General features: G+C 58.5%; 16 protein-coding genes. 9 read left to right on the top strand and 7 right to left on the bottom strand.

Annotation, left to right across the window (positions count from 1 at the left end):
- Positions 1–48 precede the first annotated feature (48 nt).
- Positions 49–600 carry a TlpA family protein disulfide reductase gene (locus LHAB_RS07585; protein WP_090045132.1) on the top strand — a complete coding sequence of 184 codons (552 nt, stop codon included), beginning with the start codon at positions 49–51 and terminating at the stop codon, positions 598–600.
- Positions 601–618: 18 nt separating this feature from the next.
- Here the strand turns inward: LHAB_RS07585 and LHAB_RS07580 are convergent, their stop codons facing one another.
- Positions 619–2,844, bottom strand: coding sequence for a PhoX family protein (locus tag LHAB_RS07580; protein WP_090045131.1), 2,226 nt, complete (start codon positions 2,842–2,844; stop codon positions 619–621).
- Between the two features lie 176 nt (positions 2,845–3,020).
- On the opposite strand from LHAB_RS07580, the gene LHAB_RS07575 reads away from it, so the two are divergent.
- From LHAB_RS07575 to LHAB_RS07555, 5 genes are all read left to right on the top strand, one after another.
- Positions 3,021–4,064, top strand: a complete 1,044-nt coding sequence (locus LHAB_RS07575; protein ID WP_090045129.1) for an ArsJ-associated glyceraldehyde-3-phosphate dehydrogenase — start codon at positions 3,021–3,023, stop codon at positions 4,062–4,064.
- Position 4,065: 1 nt separating this feature from the next.
- Positions 4,066–5,316, top strand: a complete 1,251-nt coding sequence (gene arsJ, locus LHAB_RS07570; protein WP_090045127.1) for an organoarsenical effux MFS transporter ArsJ — start codon at positions 4,066–4,068, stop codon at positions 5,314–5,316.
- 23 nt (positions 5,317–5,339) lie between these two features.
- Positions 5,340–5,711, top strand: coding sequence for an ArsR/SmtB family transcription factor (locus LHAB_RS07565; protein WP_228763452.1), 372 nt, complete (start codon positions 5,340–5,342; stop codon positions 5,709–5,711).
- A gap of 116 nt (positions 5,712–5,827) precedes the next feature.
- Positions 5,828–7,330 carry a Ppx/GppA phosphatase family protein gene (locus tag LHAB_RS07560; RefSeq protein ID WP_090045125.1) on the top strand — a complete coding sequence of 501 codons (1,503 nt, stop codon included), beginning with the start codon at positions 5,828–5,830 and terminating at the stop codon, positions 7,328–7,330.
- A gap of 88 nt (positions 7,331–7,418) precedes the next feature.
- The gene (locus LHAB_RS07555) at positions 7,419–7,931 is read left to right on the top strand and encodes a hypothetical protein (protein WP_228763380.1); all 513 of its coding nucleotides are present in this window, start codon (positions 7,419–7,421) and stop codon (positions 7,929–7,931) included.
- Between the two features lie 21 nt (positions 7,932–7,952).
- On the opposite strand, the gene LHAB_RS07550 is transcribed toward LHAB_RS07555, so the two are convergent.
- The 6 genes from LHAB_RS07550 to LHAB_RS07525 all read right to left on the bottom strand — a co-directional run bounded on the left by LHAB_RS07550 (position 7,953) and on the right by LHAB_RS07525 (position 14,020).
- Positions 7,953–8,414 (bottom strand): SixA phosphatase family protein, encoded by a 462-nt coding sequence (locus LHAB_RS07550; protein ID WP_090047785.1) that lies wholly within the window; start codon positions 8,412–8,414, stop codon positions 7,953–7,955.
- 5 nt (positions 8,415–8,419) lie between these two features.
- Positions 8,420–10,504 carry a polyphosphate kinase 1 gene (ppk1, locus tag LHAB_RS07545; protein WP_090045124.1) on the bottom strand — a complete coding sequence of 695 codons (2,085 nt, stop codon included), beginning with the start codon at positions 10,502–10,504 and terminating at the stop codon, positions 8,420–8,422.
- A gap of 75 nt (positions 10,505–10,579) precedes the next feature.
- Complete coding sequence (locus tag LHAB_RS07540) at positions 10,580–11,620, bottom strand: glycosyltransferase family 4 protein (RefSeq protein WP_090045122.1); 1,041 nt, start codon at positions 11,618–11,620, stop codon at positions 10,580–10,582.
- Positions 11,617–12,438: a UDP-2,3-diacylglucosamine diphosphatase gene (locus LHAB_RS07535; RefSeq protein ID WP_090045121.1), complete on the bottom strand. Its 822-nt coding sequence runs from the start codon at positions 12,436–12,438 to the stop codon at positions 11,617–11,619. The genes LHAB_RS07540 and LHAB_RS07535 overlap by 4 nt, the downstream gene beginning before the upstream one ends.
- A 104-nt stretch (positions 12,439–12,542) precedes the next feature.
- Positions 12,543–13,388 carry a GNAT family N-acetyltransferase gene (locus LHAB_RS07530; RefSeq protein WP_090045119.1) on the bottom strand — a complete coding sequence of 282 codons (846 nt, stop codon included), beginning with the start codon at positions 13,386–13,388 and terminating at the stop codon, positions 12,543–12,545.
- Between the two features lie 68 nt (positions 13,389–13,456).
- Complete coding sequence (locus LHAB_RS07525; RefSeq protein WP_194943122.1) at positions 13,457–14,020, bottom strand: HD domain-containing protein; 564 nt, start codon at positions 14,018–14,020, stop codon at positions 13,457–13,459.
- 122 nt (positions 14,021–14,142) lie between these two features.
- Here LHAB_RS07525 and phnC point away from each other — a divergent pair, with 122 nt between their 5' ends.
- The 3 genes from phnC to phnE are packed head-to-tail and all read left to right on the top strand — an operon-like array spanning position 14,143 to position 16,787.
- Positions 14,143–14,988: a phosphonate ABC transporter ATP-binding protein gene (phnC, locus tag LHAB_RS07520; RefSeq protein ID WP_090047784.1), complete on the top strand. Its 846-nt coding sequence runs from the start codon at positions 14,143–14,145 to the stop codon at positions 14,986–14,988.
- A gap of 24 nt (positions 14,989–15,012) precedes the next feature.
- The gene (gene phnD / locus LHAB_RS07515; RefSeq protein ID WP_090045118.1) at positions 15,013–15,963 is read left to right on the top strand and encodes a phosphonate ABC transporter substrate-binding protein; all 951 of its coding nucleotides are present in this window, start codon (positions 15,013–15,015) and stop codon (positions 15,961–15,963) included.
- 2 nt (positions 15,964–15,965) lie between these two features.
- The gene (gene phnE / locus LHAB_RS07510) at positions 15,966–16,787 is read left to right on the top strand and encodes a phosphonate ABC transporter, permease protein PhnE (protein ID WP_369814106.1); all 822 of its coding nucleotides are present in this window, start codon (positions 15,966–15,968) and stop codon (positions 16,785–16,787) included.
- Positions 16,788–16,842: the final 55 nt, after the last annotated feature.

Raw genomic sequence — 16,842 nt, 5'->3', positions numbered from 1 at the left:
ATTGACTTTGACTTATATTGGTGCATTCACAGTCCAAGGGAAGACCCCATGCCCGCCCAAAATTTTTCACCACTGGCTTTTGCAACACGCAGGCAATTGGCCTTGGGCTTGGGCTTGGGGGCCTTGTGGCCTTGGGCCAGCGCACAGGCTCAGAGTCCCTCTGAAGCGGCCCTGGAAGCCACGGCTCCGACCATGCCCCGAGTCGGTGATGTGCTGAAAGTGCCGGCTATCCGTTTGCTCAATGGCCAGGACTTTCAGCACGAACGACAGCCCTTGTTGCTTTATTGGTGGTCCAGCACCTGCCCCTTTTGCGCCTTGCAAAGCCCCAGCATGCAGGCGCTGTGGCAGTCACAAAAAAGCCGGGGTCTGCGCATGCTGGCCTTGTCCATCGACAAAAAGTCCGAGGCCGCTCAGGCTTATTTGCAAAAACGAGGCTACACCTTCCCATCGGCTTGGGCCAGCCCAGCATGGCGCCAGCAGTTTCCCAAACCCAAGGGCTTGCCCATCACGCTCTTGATGGACAGCCAGCACAAAGTGCTGCTGGCCGAAAAGGGCCAAATGTTCGCCGAGGATGTCGAAGCCATCGCCCGCCTGCTTTGAACACTTGGCCCCTGGGCTTTACAGACCGACCACCCCACCATCCTTGCGGGTGATCACGATGGTGGCCGAGCGTGGACGGCCTTGGACACCGTAACCCTGGTTGCCGGGCCACATGCTTTGTGGCGCATTGCCCGAAGCCAAGGGCTTGGACAACTCGCCAGGGTGCTGGATGTTGACAAACAAGGTGCGGCCATCGGCCGTTTCGGTGATGCCAGTGACTTCTGCGCCGGCGGGTGCCACCAAGAAACGACGCAGTTTGGCGTCGCCCAATGCCGCCCCCATGAAGGTCTGTTGGGTGCCGGTTTGCTCGACACCATTGACCACCATTTTGTTTTTGACGGTGACTTTGCCGCCATCACCCACCTGGCCTGGAATAGCGGCCAGCATCATGCAGTTGGTTTCATCGGTGAAAGCACCGTCATCGGTCTGAATCCAGCAGATGCCCGTGGCTTTGCTGAACCACAAACCGTCGGGGGAGGAAAAAGCGTTTTTGGCGCTCAAGCCCGACAAGTTGGCATCGCCGGAATCTTCTTCTGCGCCGAACAGGAAGATGTCCCAAGCGAAAGCTTTGGCTGTGGATTTTTGCCCTGCCTCATGGAACCGGATGATGTGGCCATGCGGGTTGCCCATGCCTTTTTTGCCATCCATGTCCATGTAGGCGCGGGGGTTGGCCGGGTCCACTTTGGCGGGGGTGCGGTTGGCTGCGCTGTTGTTGGTCAGCGCAAAATACACCTCGCCATTGCGGTAGTTGACAGCGCCCCACTCCGGACGGTCCATCTTGGTGGCGCCCACGGCATCGGCAGCCAGGCGGGCGTTGATGAACACATCGGCCTGGTTGGCGAATTTGTAGGCGCTGTGGTTGGCAATGCGTGGATCGGCGATGGTCAACTCCAGCCATTCGCCTTGGCCTGTGGCATCGAAACGCGCAGCGTACAGTTTGCCTTCACTCAGGTACTTGTCACCTGCCACCAAACCACCGCCCACGTCACGCGGGTCCCAAACAGCGGTGGAGACAAATTTGTAGATGTACTCGTTGCGGGCGTCACAGCCCATGTAAAAGGCCAAGGGCTCGCCCGCCTTGGGCAGGCTGCAAACGGCGGCTTCGTGGGCAAAACGGCCCATGGCCACGCGTTTGGCCGGCGTGGAATTGGGAGCCAGCGGGTCGATTTCCACGTTGAATCCAAAGGTATTGGCTTCGTTGCGGAAATCTCTTTCAGCGTCGGCACCCACAGCGGCCAAGTTCCAGCGGGCAAAACGGTCGTCGTTGGACGAGACGGTGTGCCAACCCTGGCTGATGGCTTTTTGCACGCCTGCAGCGGGCGCTGCAGCAGCGACGCCATAGCGACGGCGTGCCGCCACTTCTTTGGCCGACAGTCCGGTGCCCGTGCCCGTGGCCTGAAAGTAAAAGGCCCAGTTTTCTTCACAGCCCAAATAGGTGCCCCAAGGGGTTTTGCCATGGCCGCAATTGTTCAGCGTGCCACGTGCCATGGCACCGGCCGTGTCCCAGCGGGTGACCATGAAGCTGCGGATCGCCTCAATCTGGGCGCGGGGGCCACTGATGCGCACAGGCGTTTGTGCGGTGATGCGGCGGTTCAGGGGTGAGTCTTGCTTGATGCGCCAGCCTTGCGGTGATTTAACGATCTCGACCACCGACACGCCGTGGTGGTTGATTTCCTTGAGCACTTCCAATTCAGGACGTGAACCCAAATCCCAAGAGCCAAACTGGTCAAACTTCTTGCCGCTCACGCCGTTGGAGGTTTGGCCATTGGGGTGCATGAAATGCGCATCGGCCGAGCTTTCATGGTTCACACACAGCACGGCGCGGCCTGTTTCTTTCTCGGTGTAGCGGCCATTGGCATCGATGTAGTAAATGTCCATCCCGTCGTGGTGATCACCAATGCGGCGCGACCAGTCGTCGGATTCGACACCCTTGTTGGAGTAAGCGGGCAAGGCTGAATCCAGTGCATCGCCCGTGGCGTGCAAGACCGTGTACTGATAGCCAGGCGGCAATATCACGTTGTCCAGCAGGCTCTTGTCCACGGATGGGAAGCCCAGCGCCTTGGGAACAGCGGCAGTCTGCGAACCCAAAGTGGCGCAACCGGGTAACAAGGACATGCCCGCCAAGCCCATACCCCCGAGCAGCAAACCACGACGAGCGGGGTTTTGCAGGGATTGGCGCAACACATCCTGAAAATGCGGGTTGTCAGATGTGTTGTGGATGGGATCGAGGTCGTGGTGAGACATGGATGACTCCTGTTAAAACGGCCATTTGAATGCGCAGTTGTGACAGTTTGATGGGGCTTTTTTGAAGTTTTCAAGTCAATCATTGGCTTGAAGGGCGAAGCCTTTGTCATCAAACCGTCATCACCACATGGCAAAGTTCATGAATTGACATTTCCAGAACCATCGAAAGATAAACCATGAAAGTTGGCATCAATGGAATGGGCCGCATTGGCCGTTTGGCCTTGCGTGCGGCCATGGGCGGTGCCGAGCGCCAGTCAGACGACCCCCGCGCAGGCAACCGCCTGGAGGTGGTGCACCTGAACGAGCTCAAGGGCGGCGCAGCAGCCACGGCGCATTTGCTGGCCTTTGACAGCGTGCAAGGCAAGTGGCGCGAACACATCGAGGCGCAAGGCGACCGCCAGATCCGCATCGGCGAGCGCACTTTGGGCTTTTCGTCCCACGCCAACCCGGCCGACATCCCTTGGGGCGACCTGGGTGTGGATGTGGTGCTGGAGTGCACCGGCAAGTTTTTGACGCCCGAAACCATTCAGGGTCACTTGGACCGGGGAGCCAAGCGCGTGATCGTGGCTGCACCCATCAAGGTGGGCGATGTGCTGAACATCGTGGTCGGCATCAACCACACGCTGTACAACCCCGCCAAAGACCGCATCGTCACGGCCGCGTCTTGCACCACCAACTGCCTGGCCCCGGTGGTGAAAGTGGTGCACGAAGCCATTGGCATCCGACACGGCCAAATCACCACCATCCACGACCCGACCAACACCAACTTGGTGGTGGACGCCCCCCACAAGGACCTGCGACGCGCCCGCAGCGCCATGATGAGCCTGGCCCCCACCACCACCGGCAGCGCCACGGCCATTGCTTTGATTTACCCCGAGCTCAAAGGCAAGCTCAACGGCCACGCCGTGCGTGCGCCCGTGCTCAACGCGTCGCTCACCGACTGCGTGTTCGAGATGAAGCGCGAGACAAGCGCCGAAGAAGTCAACGCCTTGTTTGCCGCTGCGGCCCAAGGCCCATTGGCGGGTATCTTGGGGTACGAGCCCCGCCCGCTGGTCAGCGTGGATTACGCCCGCGACACGCGCAGCGCCATCGTGGACGCCCTGTCCACCCTGGTGACCGATGGCACGCTGCTGAAAATCTACGCTTGGTACGACAACGAGATGGGCTACGCCTGCCGCATGGTCGACCTGGCTTGCCACATGAACGATGTGGGCATCTGAGATGAACGCTGCTGAACGCCATTACGGCATCGTCACCGCGGCGTATTGGGGCTTCACTTTGACCGATGGCGCTTTGCGCATGTTGGTGCTCTTGCACTTTTACAAGCTGGGGTATTCACCGTTCACGCTGGCCTTTTTGTTCTTGCTGTATGAAGGCGCGGGCGTGTTGGCCAACCTGATTGGCGGCTGGTTGGCCACGCGCTTTGGCATTGCCCGCATGCTCACCGTGGGCCTGGTCACGCAAATCATCGGCTTTGGTTTGCTCTCGGCCCTGCAGCCGGATTGGACAGCGGCCATATCGGTGGCCTGGGTGGTGCTGGCCCAAGGCGTGTGCGGGGTGGCCAAAGACCTGACCAAAACCGCCAGCAAATCGGCCATCAAGATCACGCAGGCACAGGCCAAAGACACGGGCAATGGCCAGCTCTTCAAGTGGGTGGCCTGGTTCACGGGCAGCAAAAACGCCATGAAAGGCTTTGGCTTTTTTCTGGGCGGTTTGCTCTTAGAGACGCTGGGCTTTCAAGGCTCGCTGTGGGCCATGTCGGGCCTTTTGGCCTTGGTGCTGGTGGGCGTGGTGAGCAGCTTGCCGCCCATGATGGGCAAGAGCAAGCCTTCGGGCTCGGCCAAAGAACTGTTTGCCAAAAACCCGGGCATCAACGCACTGGCCGCCGCCCGCGTGGCTCTGTTTGGCGCGCGTGACGTGTGGTTTGTGGTGGGTGTGCCGGTGTTTTTGTACTCGGTGGGCTGGACCTTCACCATGGTGGGCGGCTTTTTGGCAGCCTGGACGATTGGCTACGGCCTGGTGCAGGCCTTGGCCCCGCAACTGGTGCGCCGAAGCGCCGATGGCCTGAGCCGCGAAGTGCCCGCAGCCCGGGCCTGGTCGGCGGTGCTGACCCTCATTCCGCTGGGCATCGCCGCGGCCATGTATTGGCAAGCGCCCCAGCTGCAGTGGTGGGTGGTGGGCGGACTGAGTCTGTTCGGCTTTGCTTTTGCCATCAACTCTTCGGTGCACAGCTATTTGATACTGGCCTATGCAGGATCAGAAAAAGCGGCCGAAGACGTGGGCTTTTATTACGCGGCCAATGCGCTGGGACGCTTTACAGGCACGCTGCTCTCAGGCTTGCTCTACCAATGGGGCGGCTTGCTGTACGCACTCTTGGGCTCGGCGCTGATGCTCCTGCTGTGCTGGCTGGCCACACTGCGACTGCCTTTGGGCTTGCTGACCCACACCCCATCGACTGAGAACACGCCATGAACACCCTGTCACTATTGAGCGCGATGGACGAGGACGTGGCCGTCCAGGCCTTGTCCGCTTTGGCGCAAAGCTCTCGCCTGAAGGTGTTTCGCGCGATTGTGGGCACTGGCCCCGAGGGCATTCAGCCCGGACAGTTGTCTGCGGCGCTGGACATTCCAGCCAACACGCTGTCATTTCACCTCAAGGAACTGCACCATGCAGGCCTGGTGCGTGTGCAACGCGAAGGGCGGTTTTTGCGCTACCGCGCCGACTTGGGCGCCATGCAAAGCCTGATGGACTTTTTGACCGCGCACTGCTGCCAAGGTGTGCCCTGTGGCAAAACGCTCACTGTGATGTGCGCGCAGGCTGACATGGCCAAACCGCACTCGGCCAGCCTGGGGTCACTCCGAGCTTGACCCGAGGTCCCGCTGAGGGCTATGTGCCCATGGACTGCGGTGTGTCATGTCATCTTGATTTCACAATTCGGTCACATAATCTGCACTTTGCTCGCTCGCTCCACACCCACCACGCCATGCACAACAAGTCCCTGTACGCTGCCATCGATCTGGGCTCTAACAGTTTTCGCCTCGAAATCGGTCAGATGGATGCCGGCCAGCTGCGGCGCGTGGAATACATCAAGGAAACCGTACGCCAGGGCAATGGGCTCGATGCCGAGCGCAACTTGAGCGATGAGGCCATGACAAGGGGCTGGGACTGCCTGGCCCGATTTGGTGAACGCATTGCAGGCTTCAAACCCAGCCAAGTGCGCGCCGTGGCGACCCAAACTTTGCGGGAGGCCCGAAACCGCGATGTTTTCATGGCCAAAGCCAAGCGAATTTTGGGCTTTCCGATCGAAGTGATCGCAGGACGCGAAGAAGCCCGCTTGATTTACCTGGGTGTGTCGCACCTGCTGCCGCAATCGAATGAGCGTCGCTTGGTGGTGGACATCGGTGGGCGTTCGACCGAAATGATTTTGGGGCAATACGAAACAGCCAACACCCTCGAGTCTTACCGCGTGGGCAGCGTGGGTTGGTCGATGAAGTATTTCCCCGATGGCCTGTGGACCCCTCAAGCCTTCAAATCGGCTGAAATTGGGGCCATGGCGGTTCTAGACGAAGCGCCCATTTTGTTCAACCGCCAGCACTGGGACAAGTGCTACGGATCCTCGGGTACGGTGGGTGCGGTGGCTGAGGTGCTGGCTCAGGCCGGCTGGCCCGAGGGGCGCATCACACGAGACGGACTCGCTTGGCTCAAAGAACGGCTGCTCAAAGCCCAAAAACTGGACAACCTGCGCTTGGAGGGTGTCAAGGAAGAACGCAAGCCCGTCATTGGGGGTGGACTGGCGGTTCTGCAAGCGGTGTTTGATTTGTTGCAAATCGATGAGATGCATGCTGCGCAAGGCGCACTGCGCCATGGCGCTCTGTACGACCTGATCGACCGCGAAAGCCCCCAGGATGTCCGCTCGTCCATGGTGGACTGGCTGGCTCAACGCTTTGGCACCGATGGGCAGCAAGCCGAACGGGTCTCTCGGACAGCCCAAGGTCTGTTGCAAGCCATGCTCACATCGGGGACTGATGTCCCGCAAAACGAGCGCCAACGCCATTTGCAAAAACTGCACTGGGCATGCCAACTGCACGAAACCGGCATGCGCATCTCGCACAGCGATTACCACAAGCACGGTGCCTATATTCTGGACAACACCGATCTGCCCGGTTTCACCCTGGACGAGTTGCACCGCTTGAGCCAATTGGTGCTGGGCCACCGGGGTAAGCTGCGCAAACTTGAAACCGAATTGGAAGACCTCCGATTCGTGCAGCAACTCATGGCGTTGCGACTGGCGGTCATCTTGTGCCATGCCCGGCGCGACCCAGATTTGTCAGGCTTGCACATTCAATTCGACACAGATCGCCGGACGGCCAACCTTCAATTGGACGCCGCTTGGGCCGAACTCTGGCCACAGTCGGCGCATTTGCTGCGTGAAGAGAAAAGTGCTTGGCAAAAGACCGAATGGGTTTTACAGGTTTCGACAAACTGAACCACACCAAGGGTTGAGGGCAAAACTTGCTCGCTGGAAATCAACGGTATAAACTGTATATTCCGTTATTTTCCAAAATCGATCCACCATGAACACCACGTCAACACCTGCCAAACCGCGCAAAAAAATCGCCAGCGGCCAAGCTACTGCCAAGAAAAGCGCCACAAAAACAACACCTGCCACTGCGCCAAAAAATTCCGCTTCATCCCGAGCCGTGAAAAGCGCTCAAGCGCCAAAACGCAAACCCGTCCAAGCTGCAAAGCCAACCGCCAAGCAAGCCACTGAGCCCGCCAAAGCCAAGGCCACTCAAGCCAAAACAGCCCGTCCCCTGACCTTGAGCAATCCAAGTTCAACCCCAGCCACCAAGGCCAACAAGGAGAAAAAAGTCAAAGTCGTTCGCGACAGCTTCACCTTGCCCAAGACAGAGCTGCTGCAAATCACCGAGATGAAAAAACGCGCCATGGCCTTGGGTGTCGAAGTCAAGAAAAGCGAGCTGATCCGTGCTGGCCTCAGGGCATTGGCAGGTATGGCCGACACCGCTTTCAAAAAGGCCATGGCCGACGTGCCGACCATCAAAACTGGCCGCCCAGTCAAAGACTGAAAGCGTTCCCCAACACGCCGCTCACAAACGTTCAGGGCAGGTCACCGCCAACAGCACACTTTGCGGCTGGCCTTCGCGGATGCGGTGGCGCAGCCACCACACTGCGCCCTTGCGGATGGCACAGACGGCCTCGGGCATGCCCAGCAATTGCGACACCATGCCGCCCAACGCCGGTTGGTGGCCCACCAGCAAGACCGGGTAACGCGCCTCGGGCCAGCCCGAAGTTTCCAGCAGATCGGCCACGCTGGCCCCGGGGGACAGGGCATCGCGCACTTTGTATTTGCGGCCCAGGGCCCGTACGGTCTGCTCGGCACGCACCGCCGGACTGCTGAGTACGCGGGTGCCTTGTGGCAACTGGGCGTCAAGCCAGGTGGCCATGCGCTCGGCCTGCTTGCGCCCACGTGGCGTCAAGGCCCTTTGCATGTCGTCCTCGCCCGGCTCGACTTCATGGGCTTCGGCATGTCGCCACACGATCAAATCCATGGCGCTCACTCCTTCTCGGGCGATGCGTCGTAGCGCTGCATCAGCGCTTGCTGCGCACCGGGCCCTGGCGACGTCAGGCCCACTCGGTGGTACTGACCGTCTGGCGCCAAGTCCCAGGCGTCGCGCCTGTCGTGCAGGTAGGCAATCAGGCATTCGTCGATGATGCGTTGGCGCAGCAACGGCTCGGTCACGGGCCAGGCCAACTCGATGCGGCGGGTCATGTTGCGGCTCATCCAATCGGCGCTCGACAGGTACAGCGATTCATCTTGGTCAGCGCAAAAGTAAAACACCCGCGAGTGTTCCAGAAAACGGCCAATCACCGATCGCACCCGGATGTTGTCGCTCAAGCCAGACACCCCTGCGGGCAACATGCAGGCCCCGCGAACGATCAAATCGATCTTGGCACCTTTTTTGCCTGCCTCCAACAAGGCCTCCATCAGGGGCTGGTCGGTCAGGGCATTCATCTTGATGACGATGCGCCCGGTTGCCCCACGGGCAGCCGCATTGCCCACGGCCTCAATGAGGGTCTGCATCTGGGCATGCAAATTGAAAGGCGCGACCAGCAAACGCTTCATTTTGGGCAAGCGGCTTTGGCTGGCCAGATGGCCGAACAACTGGTCCATGTCGGCGGTGATCTCGGCATTGGCCGTGAGGTAGCTGATGTCGGTGTACAGCGCGGCTGTGCGGCGGTTGTAATTGCCGGTGGACAGATGGCCATAGCGGCGCAACACACGGCCTTCGCGTCGTGTGACCAGCAGCATTTTGGCATGTGTCTTCAGGCCCACGATGCCGTAAACCACCTGGGCCCCAATCGATTCGAGTTGCTCGGCCCAATTGATGTTGGCCTCTTCGTCAAAACGCGCCTTCAGTTCCACAACGGCCGTGACTTCTTTGCCCCGGCGCACCGCCTCGCGCAACAAATCCATCATGGTGGTGTCGCTGCCAGCACGGTAAATGGTTTGCTTGATGGCCAGCACATTCGGGTCCATCACGGCTTCACGCAAAAAGGCCAGGACGCCATCGAAACTTTCAAAGGGTTGGTGGATCACCACATCGCCTTCTTTGAGCCGGTTGAACACCGAGCCGTGCTGCGGCAACTGCACCGGAAAGCTGGCTTTGAAGGGTGGAAACAGCAAATCCGGTGCGGGCACCAGATCGATCAGTTGCATCAGGCGAACCAGATTCACCGGGCCGTTGACCCGGTACACGGACGCTTCGGGCAGACGAAACTCTTTGCGCAAAAATTCAGCCAAACGGGGCGCACAGTTGGACGAGACCTCCAGGCGAACCGCTTGGCCATAGTTTCGGTGCTGCAGCCCTTGGCGCAGAGCCATGCGCAAATTAGCGATCTCGTCTTCGTCGACGGCCAATTCCGAATGGCGCGTGACCCTGAACTGCGAAAACTGTCCGACTTCGCGACCAGGAAACAACTCGACCAGGTGGGCGCGGATCACGCTCGACAAGAGCACAAAGGCCTTGCTTCCCTCACACACCCGATCTGGCAGTGGGATCACGCGTGGCAACACACGCGGCACTTTGACGATGGCAATCTCATTGGCGCGGCCAAAGGCGTCCTTGCCCGACAACTGAACAATGAAGTTGAGCGACTTGTTGGCCACTTGCGGAAAAGGATGCGCGGGATCCAGACCCACGGGCACCAGCAGGGGCTGCACCTCGCGCTGGAAATAGCTGCGTACCCAGCGGCGTTGCTCGGCATTGCGCTCGCCATGCGACAGCAAGCGGTAACCATGGCGCTGCAAAGTGGGCAGCAAATCATCGTTGTACAGCGCGTATTGCCGCGCCACCATGGCGTTGGTTTTGTCGGCAATGGCCACCAAGCTGTTGTTGGTGTATTGGCCAGTCTTGATCTCCTGCAAGCTGGCCATCACATGCGGCTCGGCCCTGACCTCGAAGAACTCGTCCAGGTTGGATGACACGATGCACAGGTAGCGCAAGCGTTCAAGAACGGGCACTTCAGGGCGGTGCGCCCAGTCGAGTACGCGTTCATTGAACGACAAAATACTGAGGTCGCGGTCCAGGAAATCAGATGCTGGCTCTGCCGGACTGGGCTGTGTAATTGGATAGGCCATGGCACACGAGTGAATGAATTCAACTCAGTCTAAGAAGGCATCAAGTCAGTTTGATGACAATGGCGTGAACCCGTGTCATGGTTTTCCCTCGCCCTTGATGGACGTCAAATAGCCTTTGAATAAACCCACGGTATGCGGCCAACCAAAGGCCTGTGCCCTGTGCCTGGCTTCTTGGCGGGGTAACTGCAAAGCTTGCAATGTGGCCTCAGCCAAGCTTTGGCGCAGCACCCCCCCAGTAGGCTCCCCCTGGTCTGCCCCCATCACCTGCAATGGACCATCCACGGGGTAAGCGGCAACCGGTGTCCCGCAGGCCATGGCTTCGAGCATGACCAGGCCAAATGTTTCATTTTTCGAAGGAAACACAAACACATTGGCTGCTGCATAAACACGCGCCAATTGAGGACGCGGCAAGACCCCCATCCACACCACGTCGGGGTAGCGTGCCTTGAGCTGAGCGGCCAAAGGGCCCTCGCCACACACAATGCGCGTACCTGACCAATCCATGTCCAAAAAAGCATCGATGTTTTTTTCATACGAAACACGCCCCACATACAAGGCCCAAGGCCGTGGCAGATGCTGAAGTTCTGGCAAGTCGATGGGCTGCGGCTGGTAGGTGAACAATGACAGGTCCACCCCATGGGTCCAAGGCATCAGGTTTTTGAAACCCCGTGCTTGCAGCATGTTCAAAACACCTTGAGTCGGCACCATCACGCCTGAAGAGGGTCGGTGAAAGCGGCGGAACAAGGCGTAACCCATGAACAAAGGCACATGCAGTGCCGCCTTGAGAATTTCTGGAAATTTGGTGTGAAAAGCCGTGGTGAAACGCCATCCTCTTTTGAGGCAGTGTCGGCGAGCTGCCCAACCCAATGGACCCTCGGTGGCGATATGGACCGCATCGGGTTCAAGTCTGTCGAGCATCTCGGCCAAGGCCTTGTAAGGGCGAACCGCCAGATCGATGCCCGCATAACCGGGACATGGTCGGTTTTTGAATTGCCCCGGATGCAACACGCTGACCTGCACGCCCAAAGGCCCCAAAGCCTCCACCAACTCGTGCAAGGTGGTCACCACCCCATTGACCTGAGGGTGCCATGCATCGGTGATCAACGCCAGTTTCATGCGGGGACCGCCTGCACTGGCAAAGCATTGACGACCACCGCCTGACCAGCCCAATGGATGATTTCCAGACGGCCATCGGCGTGCTCGACCAAAGCGGTGCGGCTTTCCACCCAGTCGCCATCGTTGCAGTACAAGGTGCCGTTGATATCGCGGATTTCAGCATGGTGAATGTGGCCACACACCACGCCATCAAAGCCACGGCGCTTGGCCTCCTGCGCCACGGCCACCTCAAAATCACTGATGAAATTGACTGCTTTTTTCACCTTGAGTTTGAGATAAGCAGACAAGGACCAATACTCCAAGCCGATCCGGGCCCTGAAGCTGTTGAGGTGGCGATTGAGCCGCAAAGTCAACTCGTACAACCAGTCACCCACATAGGCCAGCCACTTGGCGCACTGGATCACGCCATCGAAATGATCGCCGTGCACAACCCACAGCTTCAGGCCTTTGGCCGTGGTGTGTGACGTGTCGTGAAGCACCTCCACCCCACCAAACGCATGGCCTACAAAATGCCGCGCAAACTCATCGTGGTTGCCGGGCACATAAATCACACGGCATCCCTTGCGCGCACGGCGCAACAATTTTTGCACCACATCGTTGTGACTTTGGGGCCAGAACCAACGCCTGCGCAATTGCCATCCGTCCACGATGTCGCCCACCAAATAGAGAACGTCACTGGGATGATTTTTCAAAAAATCGAGCAACGCCTCAGCTTGGAATCCAGGGGTGCCAATGTGCAGATCAGATATAAAAATGGCCCGCAAACGGGGTCGGCCTGCAGGCAAATTGTCTTCATCAGGGTCTTCCAATCCCGGCATCAACTGAGGCACAAGAGCCGGCGAAGTCTGAACCAATGTATCGCCTATATTCGAATGAGAGGTTTTGAACAATGCACCCGCATGTGAGGGTTGGGCCGTTGTAGTCATGAGGACCCCATGGAAAAGTGCTTGCGGTAGCGCTGGGGCAAATCGACCGTGCGCATCATCATGGGCAGATCGGCGGTATTGAAATCAGGGTCCCAGGCGGGCGCTCCCAGCACCTTGGCGCCCAGACGCAAATAACCTTTGATGAGCGCTGGCGGCTCGATGGACAAGCCATGGTCCAACTCTTCTACAGGCAAGGGCAGACGTGGGCGAACATGGAATTGGATATCCGCCAGATGGGTTTGACGCAATTGGTGCCAGATGCTGGCTGCAGCATCGCCCGTGACCAGACCGTTGTGCAGCATGGGGATGCTGGCGCAACCGATCATGGTGTCCAGTCGGTTTCGATCCATGAACTCAAACAAGGCCCCCCACAAGGCCATGATGACCCCACCGTGGCGGTGCTCGGCATGCACACAGCTGCGGCCCAATTCCACCATGCGGCCACGCCAATCACGCAGGCGCGTCAGGTCAAATTCAGTGTCGCTGTAAGTGCTGCCCGCCCGCTTGGCCTGTGCGGGCGTGAGCACCCGATACGTGCCAATCACTTGACCAGAGGCACTGTCGCGAACCAGCAGGTGTTCGCAATAATCGTCAAACAAGTCGATGTCATGGCCGGGCACCGTTTTGGGCAAACGTGCGCCCAATTCCGTCGCAAAGACCTGATGCCTCAGGCGTTGCGCTTCGCGAACTTCGTCGAGATGCTTCGCCCAGCTGACTTCAATGGTGCTTTGCACACGCCGCGGCAAAAAGTCCAAACCGGCGCCAGAGGACCCCGGATGAAGTGACCCCCTGGGCAACTGAACAGGGGACAGTGCGAAGGTGGGATTTGGTAACTCTTTCATGGCTTCAGCTCCTTTTGATCCTGCATGCCATGGTCCCCCTCATCCGTGTCAAAGGCGTGTCCTTTTTGTTAAATTTGAATGACGTGATCGCGCGCCACATCACGCATCAAGGCCTCCAAGTGGTCAAGGGCATCTTGACGTGTCTCCTCAAACCAACTGGACTTTTTCCCCAGGTCATCCCAAACACGCAGCTTCACAGCATCGGCAAAAAAAGGCTCCGCCTCAAAAGCCTTGCACTCGTGGGGCGCCATGGGGCCACCCTGCAAGTTGAGGCTTCGCACCGAGTCGGGTGACAGCTTGCGGGCATAGATCTCACGGGTGCTGACCAGGTAGCGCTTGGCCTGCACATGTAAGCGCACAGGCTCGGATACGGCAAGGCCAAACACAGGCAGCAGCACCTCGGCACCGATGCGCTCGTGCACATCGTCTTGACCCCTCAAGGTGGGGGTCCCCTCGAGGTTCACCCACAAATGGCCTACATCGTGCAGCCAGCTGGCCAATTGCAAGGCCGCACTGGCACCTGACTTTTCTGCCAGTCGCCCACACTGCCACGCGTGCATCAACTGGGTAACCGACTCGCCTGCATAGACCAGGTCACCACCTTGCTCGTAGAGCGACAAAAGGGTGTTCATCATTTTTTGCATGGCATGACTGTGAGCCCCAAGCGTGTCAAAAGCATGACAAATCAGAGGCGACATGCAAATGACATATTTTTTTCATGACAACGTCACAAGCACTTTGCAAGATGCCGCCCATGTCAAATCAACAACCGGCCATCCGTGTCATCAATGCCTGCAAATCCTTTCAAAAGGACCGTCAGGCACTTCAAGCCATCGATGTGTGCATCGACAAGGGCGAGTGCGTGGGCTTGCTGGGCGCTTCGGGCTCGGGAAAATCCACCTTGCTGCGCAGTCTTTGCGGACTCGAGCGTTTCGATGGTGTCAACAGCGAAATCCAGCTGTGGGGAGAAAGCCTGCAAAAGTCAGGCAAGCTGAGCTCAGAGGTGCGCCAGTTGCGCACCCACATCGGCATCATCTTTCAGCAGTTCAATTTGGTAGGCCGCATGGACGTGCTGACCAACGTGATGACAGGCCTGCTGCCGCACATTCCGTTACACAGAAGTTTGCTTGGCTTGTTCACGCCTGAAGAAAAGTTCAAGGCGCTCAAAGCCTTGCACTCTGTGGGCCTGTCTGAGCAGGCCATGCAGAGGGCCTCGACCTTGTCGGGTGGCCAGCAGCAACGTGCAGCCATTGCCCGTGCATTGGTGCAAGGCGCCCGCATTTTGCTGGCCGACGAACCGGTGGCGTCGCTCGATCCCGAGTCCACGCGCAGGGTCATGGACTTGCTGCGCCAGTTGCAAAGAGATCAGGGCATGACCCTGGTCATCAGCCTGCACAACGTGAACCTGGCGCGGCAGTACTGCGACCGCATCATCGCCTTGCGTGAAGGTCGCCTGGTCTACGACGGCCCCCCCATGGGCCTGGACAACCAAAGACTGCGTGAGCTGTACGGCACCCATTCGGACGAGTTGTTCATGGATCACCCCCCTGAAACACCGGAAACCCTTTTCAACCCGACGCTCCAACTCTTGGCGCATTGATTTTTCCAACCTGAGGACCACACCATGAAACTTGCCCACATCCTGGCCACCGGCCTGATTTCACTGAGCGCCATCGGCGCCTTCGCCCAAGACATCAGCTTTGGCATCATCGCCACCGACTCTGCATCGGCCCAACGCGAGCGCTGGGAGCCGTTCTTCCGCGACATGGAGAAAAAAACGGGCCTGAAAATCCAGTCGTTCTATGCCCCTGACTACGCTGGCGTGATCGAAGCCATGCGCTTCAACAAAATCCAAGTGGCTTGGTACGGCAACAAAGCCGCCATGGAAGCGGTGGATCGCGCCAACGGTGAAATCTTTGCCCAGCTGATGTACGCCGACGGCAGCTTCGGCTACCACGCCTTGCTGATCACGCACAAGGACAGCCCCTACAAAACGGTGGACGATGTGATCGCCAACGGCAAAAACATCAACTTCGGCATTGGCGACCCCAATTCGACATCGGGATTTTTGGTGCCCTCCTATTACATCTTTGCCCAGCGCAACATCGAAGCACGCACCACCTTCAAGACCGTGCGCAACGCCAGCCACGGTGCCAATATCCAAGCCACTTTGGCCAAACAGGTGGATGTGGCCACCAACAACACCGAGGACATGGGCAAGCTCGAAAGTGCCAAACCCGATTTGTTCAAGCAACTGCGAGTGATCTGGCAAAGCCCTTTGATTCCAAGCGATCCATTTGTCTGGCGCAAGGACATGGACCCGGCGGTCAAAACCAAGATCAAGAATTTTGTTCTGAACTATGCCAAGAACGATCCGGCAGAGAAAGCCGTGCTCAAGAACATTTACAACTACGGTGGCTTCCGCGAATCGAACAACGACCAGCTGATCCCGATCCGTCAACTGGAATTGTTCAAGGACCGCCGCAAGGTCGAGGGCGATGACAAATTGGCTGCTGCCGACAAAGCCAAACAATTGGCCGATATTGACCAGAAACTGGCCGCATTGAAGAAATAAGCATGTCCACAATGCACAACGCCATGGCCAGCGCCGATCTGGAAAAACTGCAGCTACTGGCCTCGCACAAAAAGAGCCAGGGCTTGAGCTATCTGGTCTGGCTCGTGGCCGCTGGCATTTTGGCTTGGGCTTGGCAGGGGGCTGAAATACGCCCTCTGGCCTTGATCCGGGATGCGGCCAATATGCGCACCTTTGCCGCAGATTTCTTTCCACCCGATTTCAAAGATTGGCAGTTGTACCTGCGCGAGATGGTGATCACGCTGCACATTGCACTGTGGGGCACTGTGCTGGCCATTGTGGCCGCTGTTCCCATGGGTTTGCTGTCGGCCGCGAATGTGGCCCCGGCCTGGGTTTACCAGCCGGTTCGCCGTTTGATGGATGCGTGCCGGGCCACCAATGAGATGGTGTTTGCCATGTTGTTCATTGTGGCTGTGGGTTTAGGGCCTTTTGCCGGTGTGCTGGCCTTGTTTGTGCACACCACCGGCACCTTGTCCAAACTGTTCTCTGAAGCGGTCGAAGCCATCGATCCGCGACCGGTGGAGGGGATACGCGCCACGGGCGCACACAAACTCGCTGAGATTGCTTATGGCGTGATCCCGCAGGTGATGCCGCTTTGGCTGTCGTATTCGCTGTACCGCTTTGAGTCGAATGTCCGCTCGGCCTCGGTGGTCGGCATGGTCGGCGCAGGTGGCATCGGCGTGATTTTGTTTGAGGTGATCCGCAGCTTTGAGTACGCCCAGACCTGCGCAGTTTTGCTGATGCTGATCGTCACCGTCTCTCTCATTGACATGGGTTCTTCATGGCTGCGACAGCGATTCATTTGACATGGTTCAACCCGGTTCAGCTTGAATGGGGTCCGAACCTCTTGCACACACACCG

It is taken from the genome of Limnohabitans sp. 2KL-27 (assembly GCF_001269345.1).
In the GTDB taxonomy this organism is placed as follows: domain Bacteria; phylum Pseudomonadota; class Gammaproteobacteria; order Burkholderiales; family Burkholderiaceae_C; genus Limnohabitans_A.
This window is presented reverse-complemented; position numbering and strand designations above follow the sequence as displayed.

Excerpts from the sequence above, each read along its gene's own strand:
- LHAB_RS07585 (WP_090045132.1), top strand. The coding sequence starts at position 49 with ATGCCCGCCCAAAATTTTTCACCACTGGCTTTTGCAACACGCAGGCAA.
- LHAB_RS07580 (WP_090045131.1), bottom strand. The coding sequence starts at position 2,844 with ATGTCTCACCACGACCTCGATCCCATCCACAACACATCTGACAACCCG.
- LHAB_RS07575 (WP_090045129.1), top strand. The coding sequence starts at position 3,021 with ATGAAAGTTGGCATCAATGGAATGGGCCGCATTGGCCGTTTGGCCTTG.
- arsJ (WP_090045127.1), top strand. The coding sequence starts at position 4,066 with ATGAACGCTGCTGAACGCCATTACGGCATCGTCACCGCGGCGTATTGG.
- LHAB_RS07565 (WP_228763452.1), top strand. The coding sequence starts at position 5,340 with ATGGACGAGGACGTGGCCGTCCAGGCCTTGTCCGCTTTGGCGCAAAGC.
- LHAB_RS07560 (WP_090045125.1), top strand. The coding sequence starts at position 5,828 with ATGCACAACAAGTCCCTGTACGCTGCCATCGATCTGGGCTCTAACAGT.
- LHAB_RS07555 (WP_228763380.1), top strand. The coding sequence starts at position 7,419 with ATGAACACCACGTCAACACCTGCCAAACCGCGCAAAAAAATCGCCAGC.
- LHAB_RS07550 (WP_090047785.1), bottom strand. The coding sequence starts at position 8,414 with ATGGATTTGATCGTGTGGCGACATGCCGAAGCCCATGAAGTCGAGCCG.
- ppk1 (WP_090045124.1), bottom strand. The coding sequence starts at position 10,504 with ATGGCCTATCCAATTACACAGCCCAGTCCGGCAGAGCCAGCATCTGAT.
- LHAB_RS07540 (WP_090045122.1), bottom strand. The coding sequence starts at position 11,620 with ATGAAACTGGCGTTGATCACCGATGCATGGCACCCTCAGGTCAATGGG.
- LHAB_RS07535 (WP_090045121.1), bottom strand. The coding sequence starts at position 12,438 with ATGCCGGGATTGGAAGACCCTGATGAAGACAATTTGCCTGCAGGCCGA.
- LHAB_RS07530 (WP_090045119.1), bottom strand. The coding sequence starts at position 13,388 with ATGAAAGAGTTACCAAATCCCACCTTCGCACTGTCCCCTGTTCAGTTG.
- LHAB_RS07525 (WP_194943122.1), bottom strand. The coding sequence starts at position 14,020 with ATGAACACCCTTTTGTCGCTCTACGAGCAAGGTGGTGACCTGGTCTAT.
- phnC (WP_090047784.1), top strand. The coding sequence starts at position 14,143 with ATGTCAAATCAACAACCGGCCATCCGTGTCATCAATGCCTGCAAATCC.
- phnD (WP_090045118.1), top strand. The coding sequence starts at position 15,013 with ATGAAACTTGCCCACATCCTGGCCACCGGCCTGATTTCACTGAGCGCC.
- phnE (WP_369814106.1), top strand. The coding sequence starts at position 15,966 with ATGTCCACAATGCACAACGCCATGGCCAGCGCCGATCTGGAAAAACTG.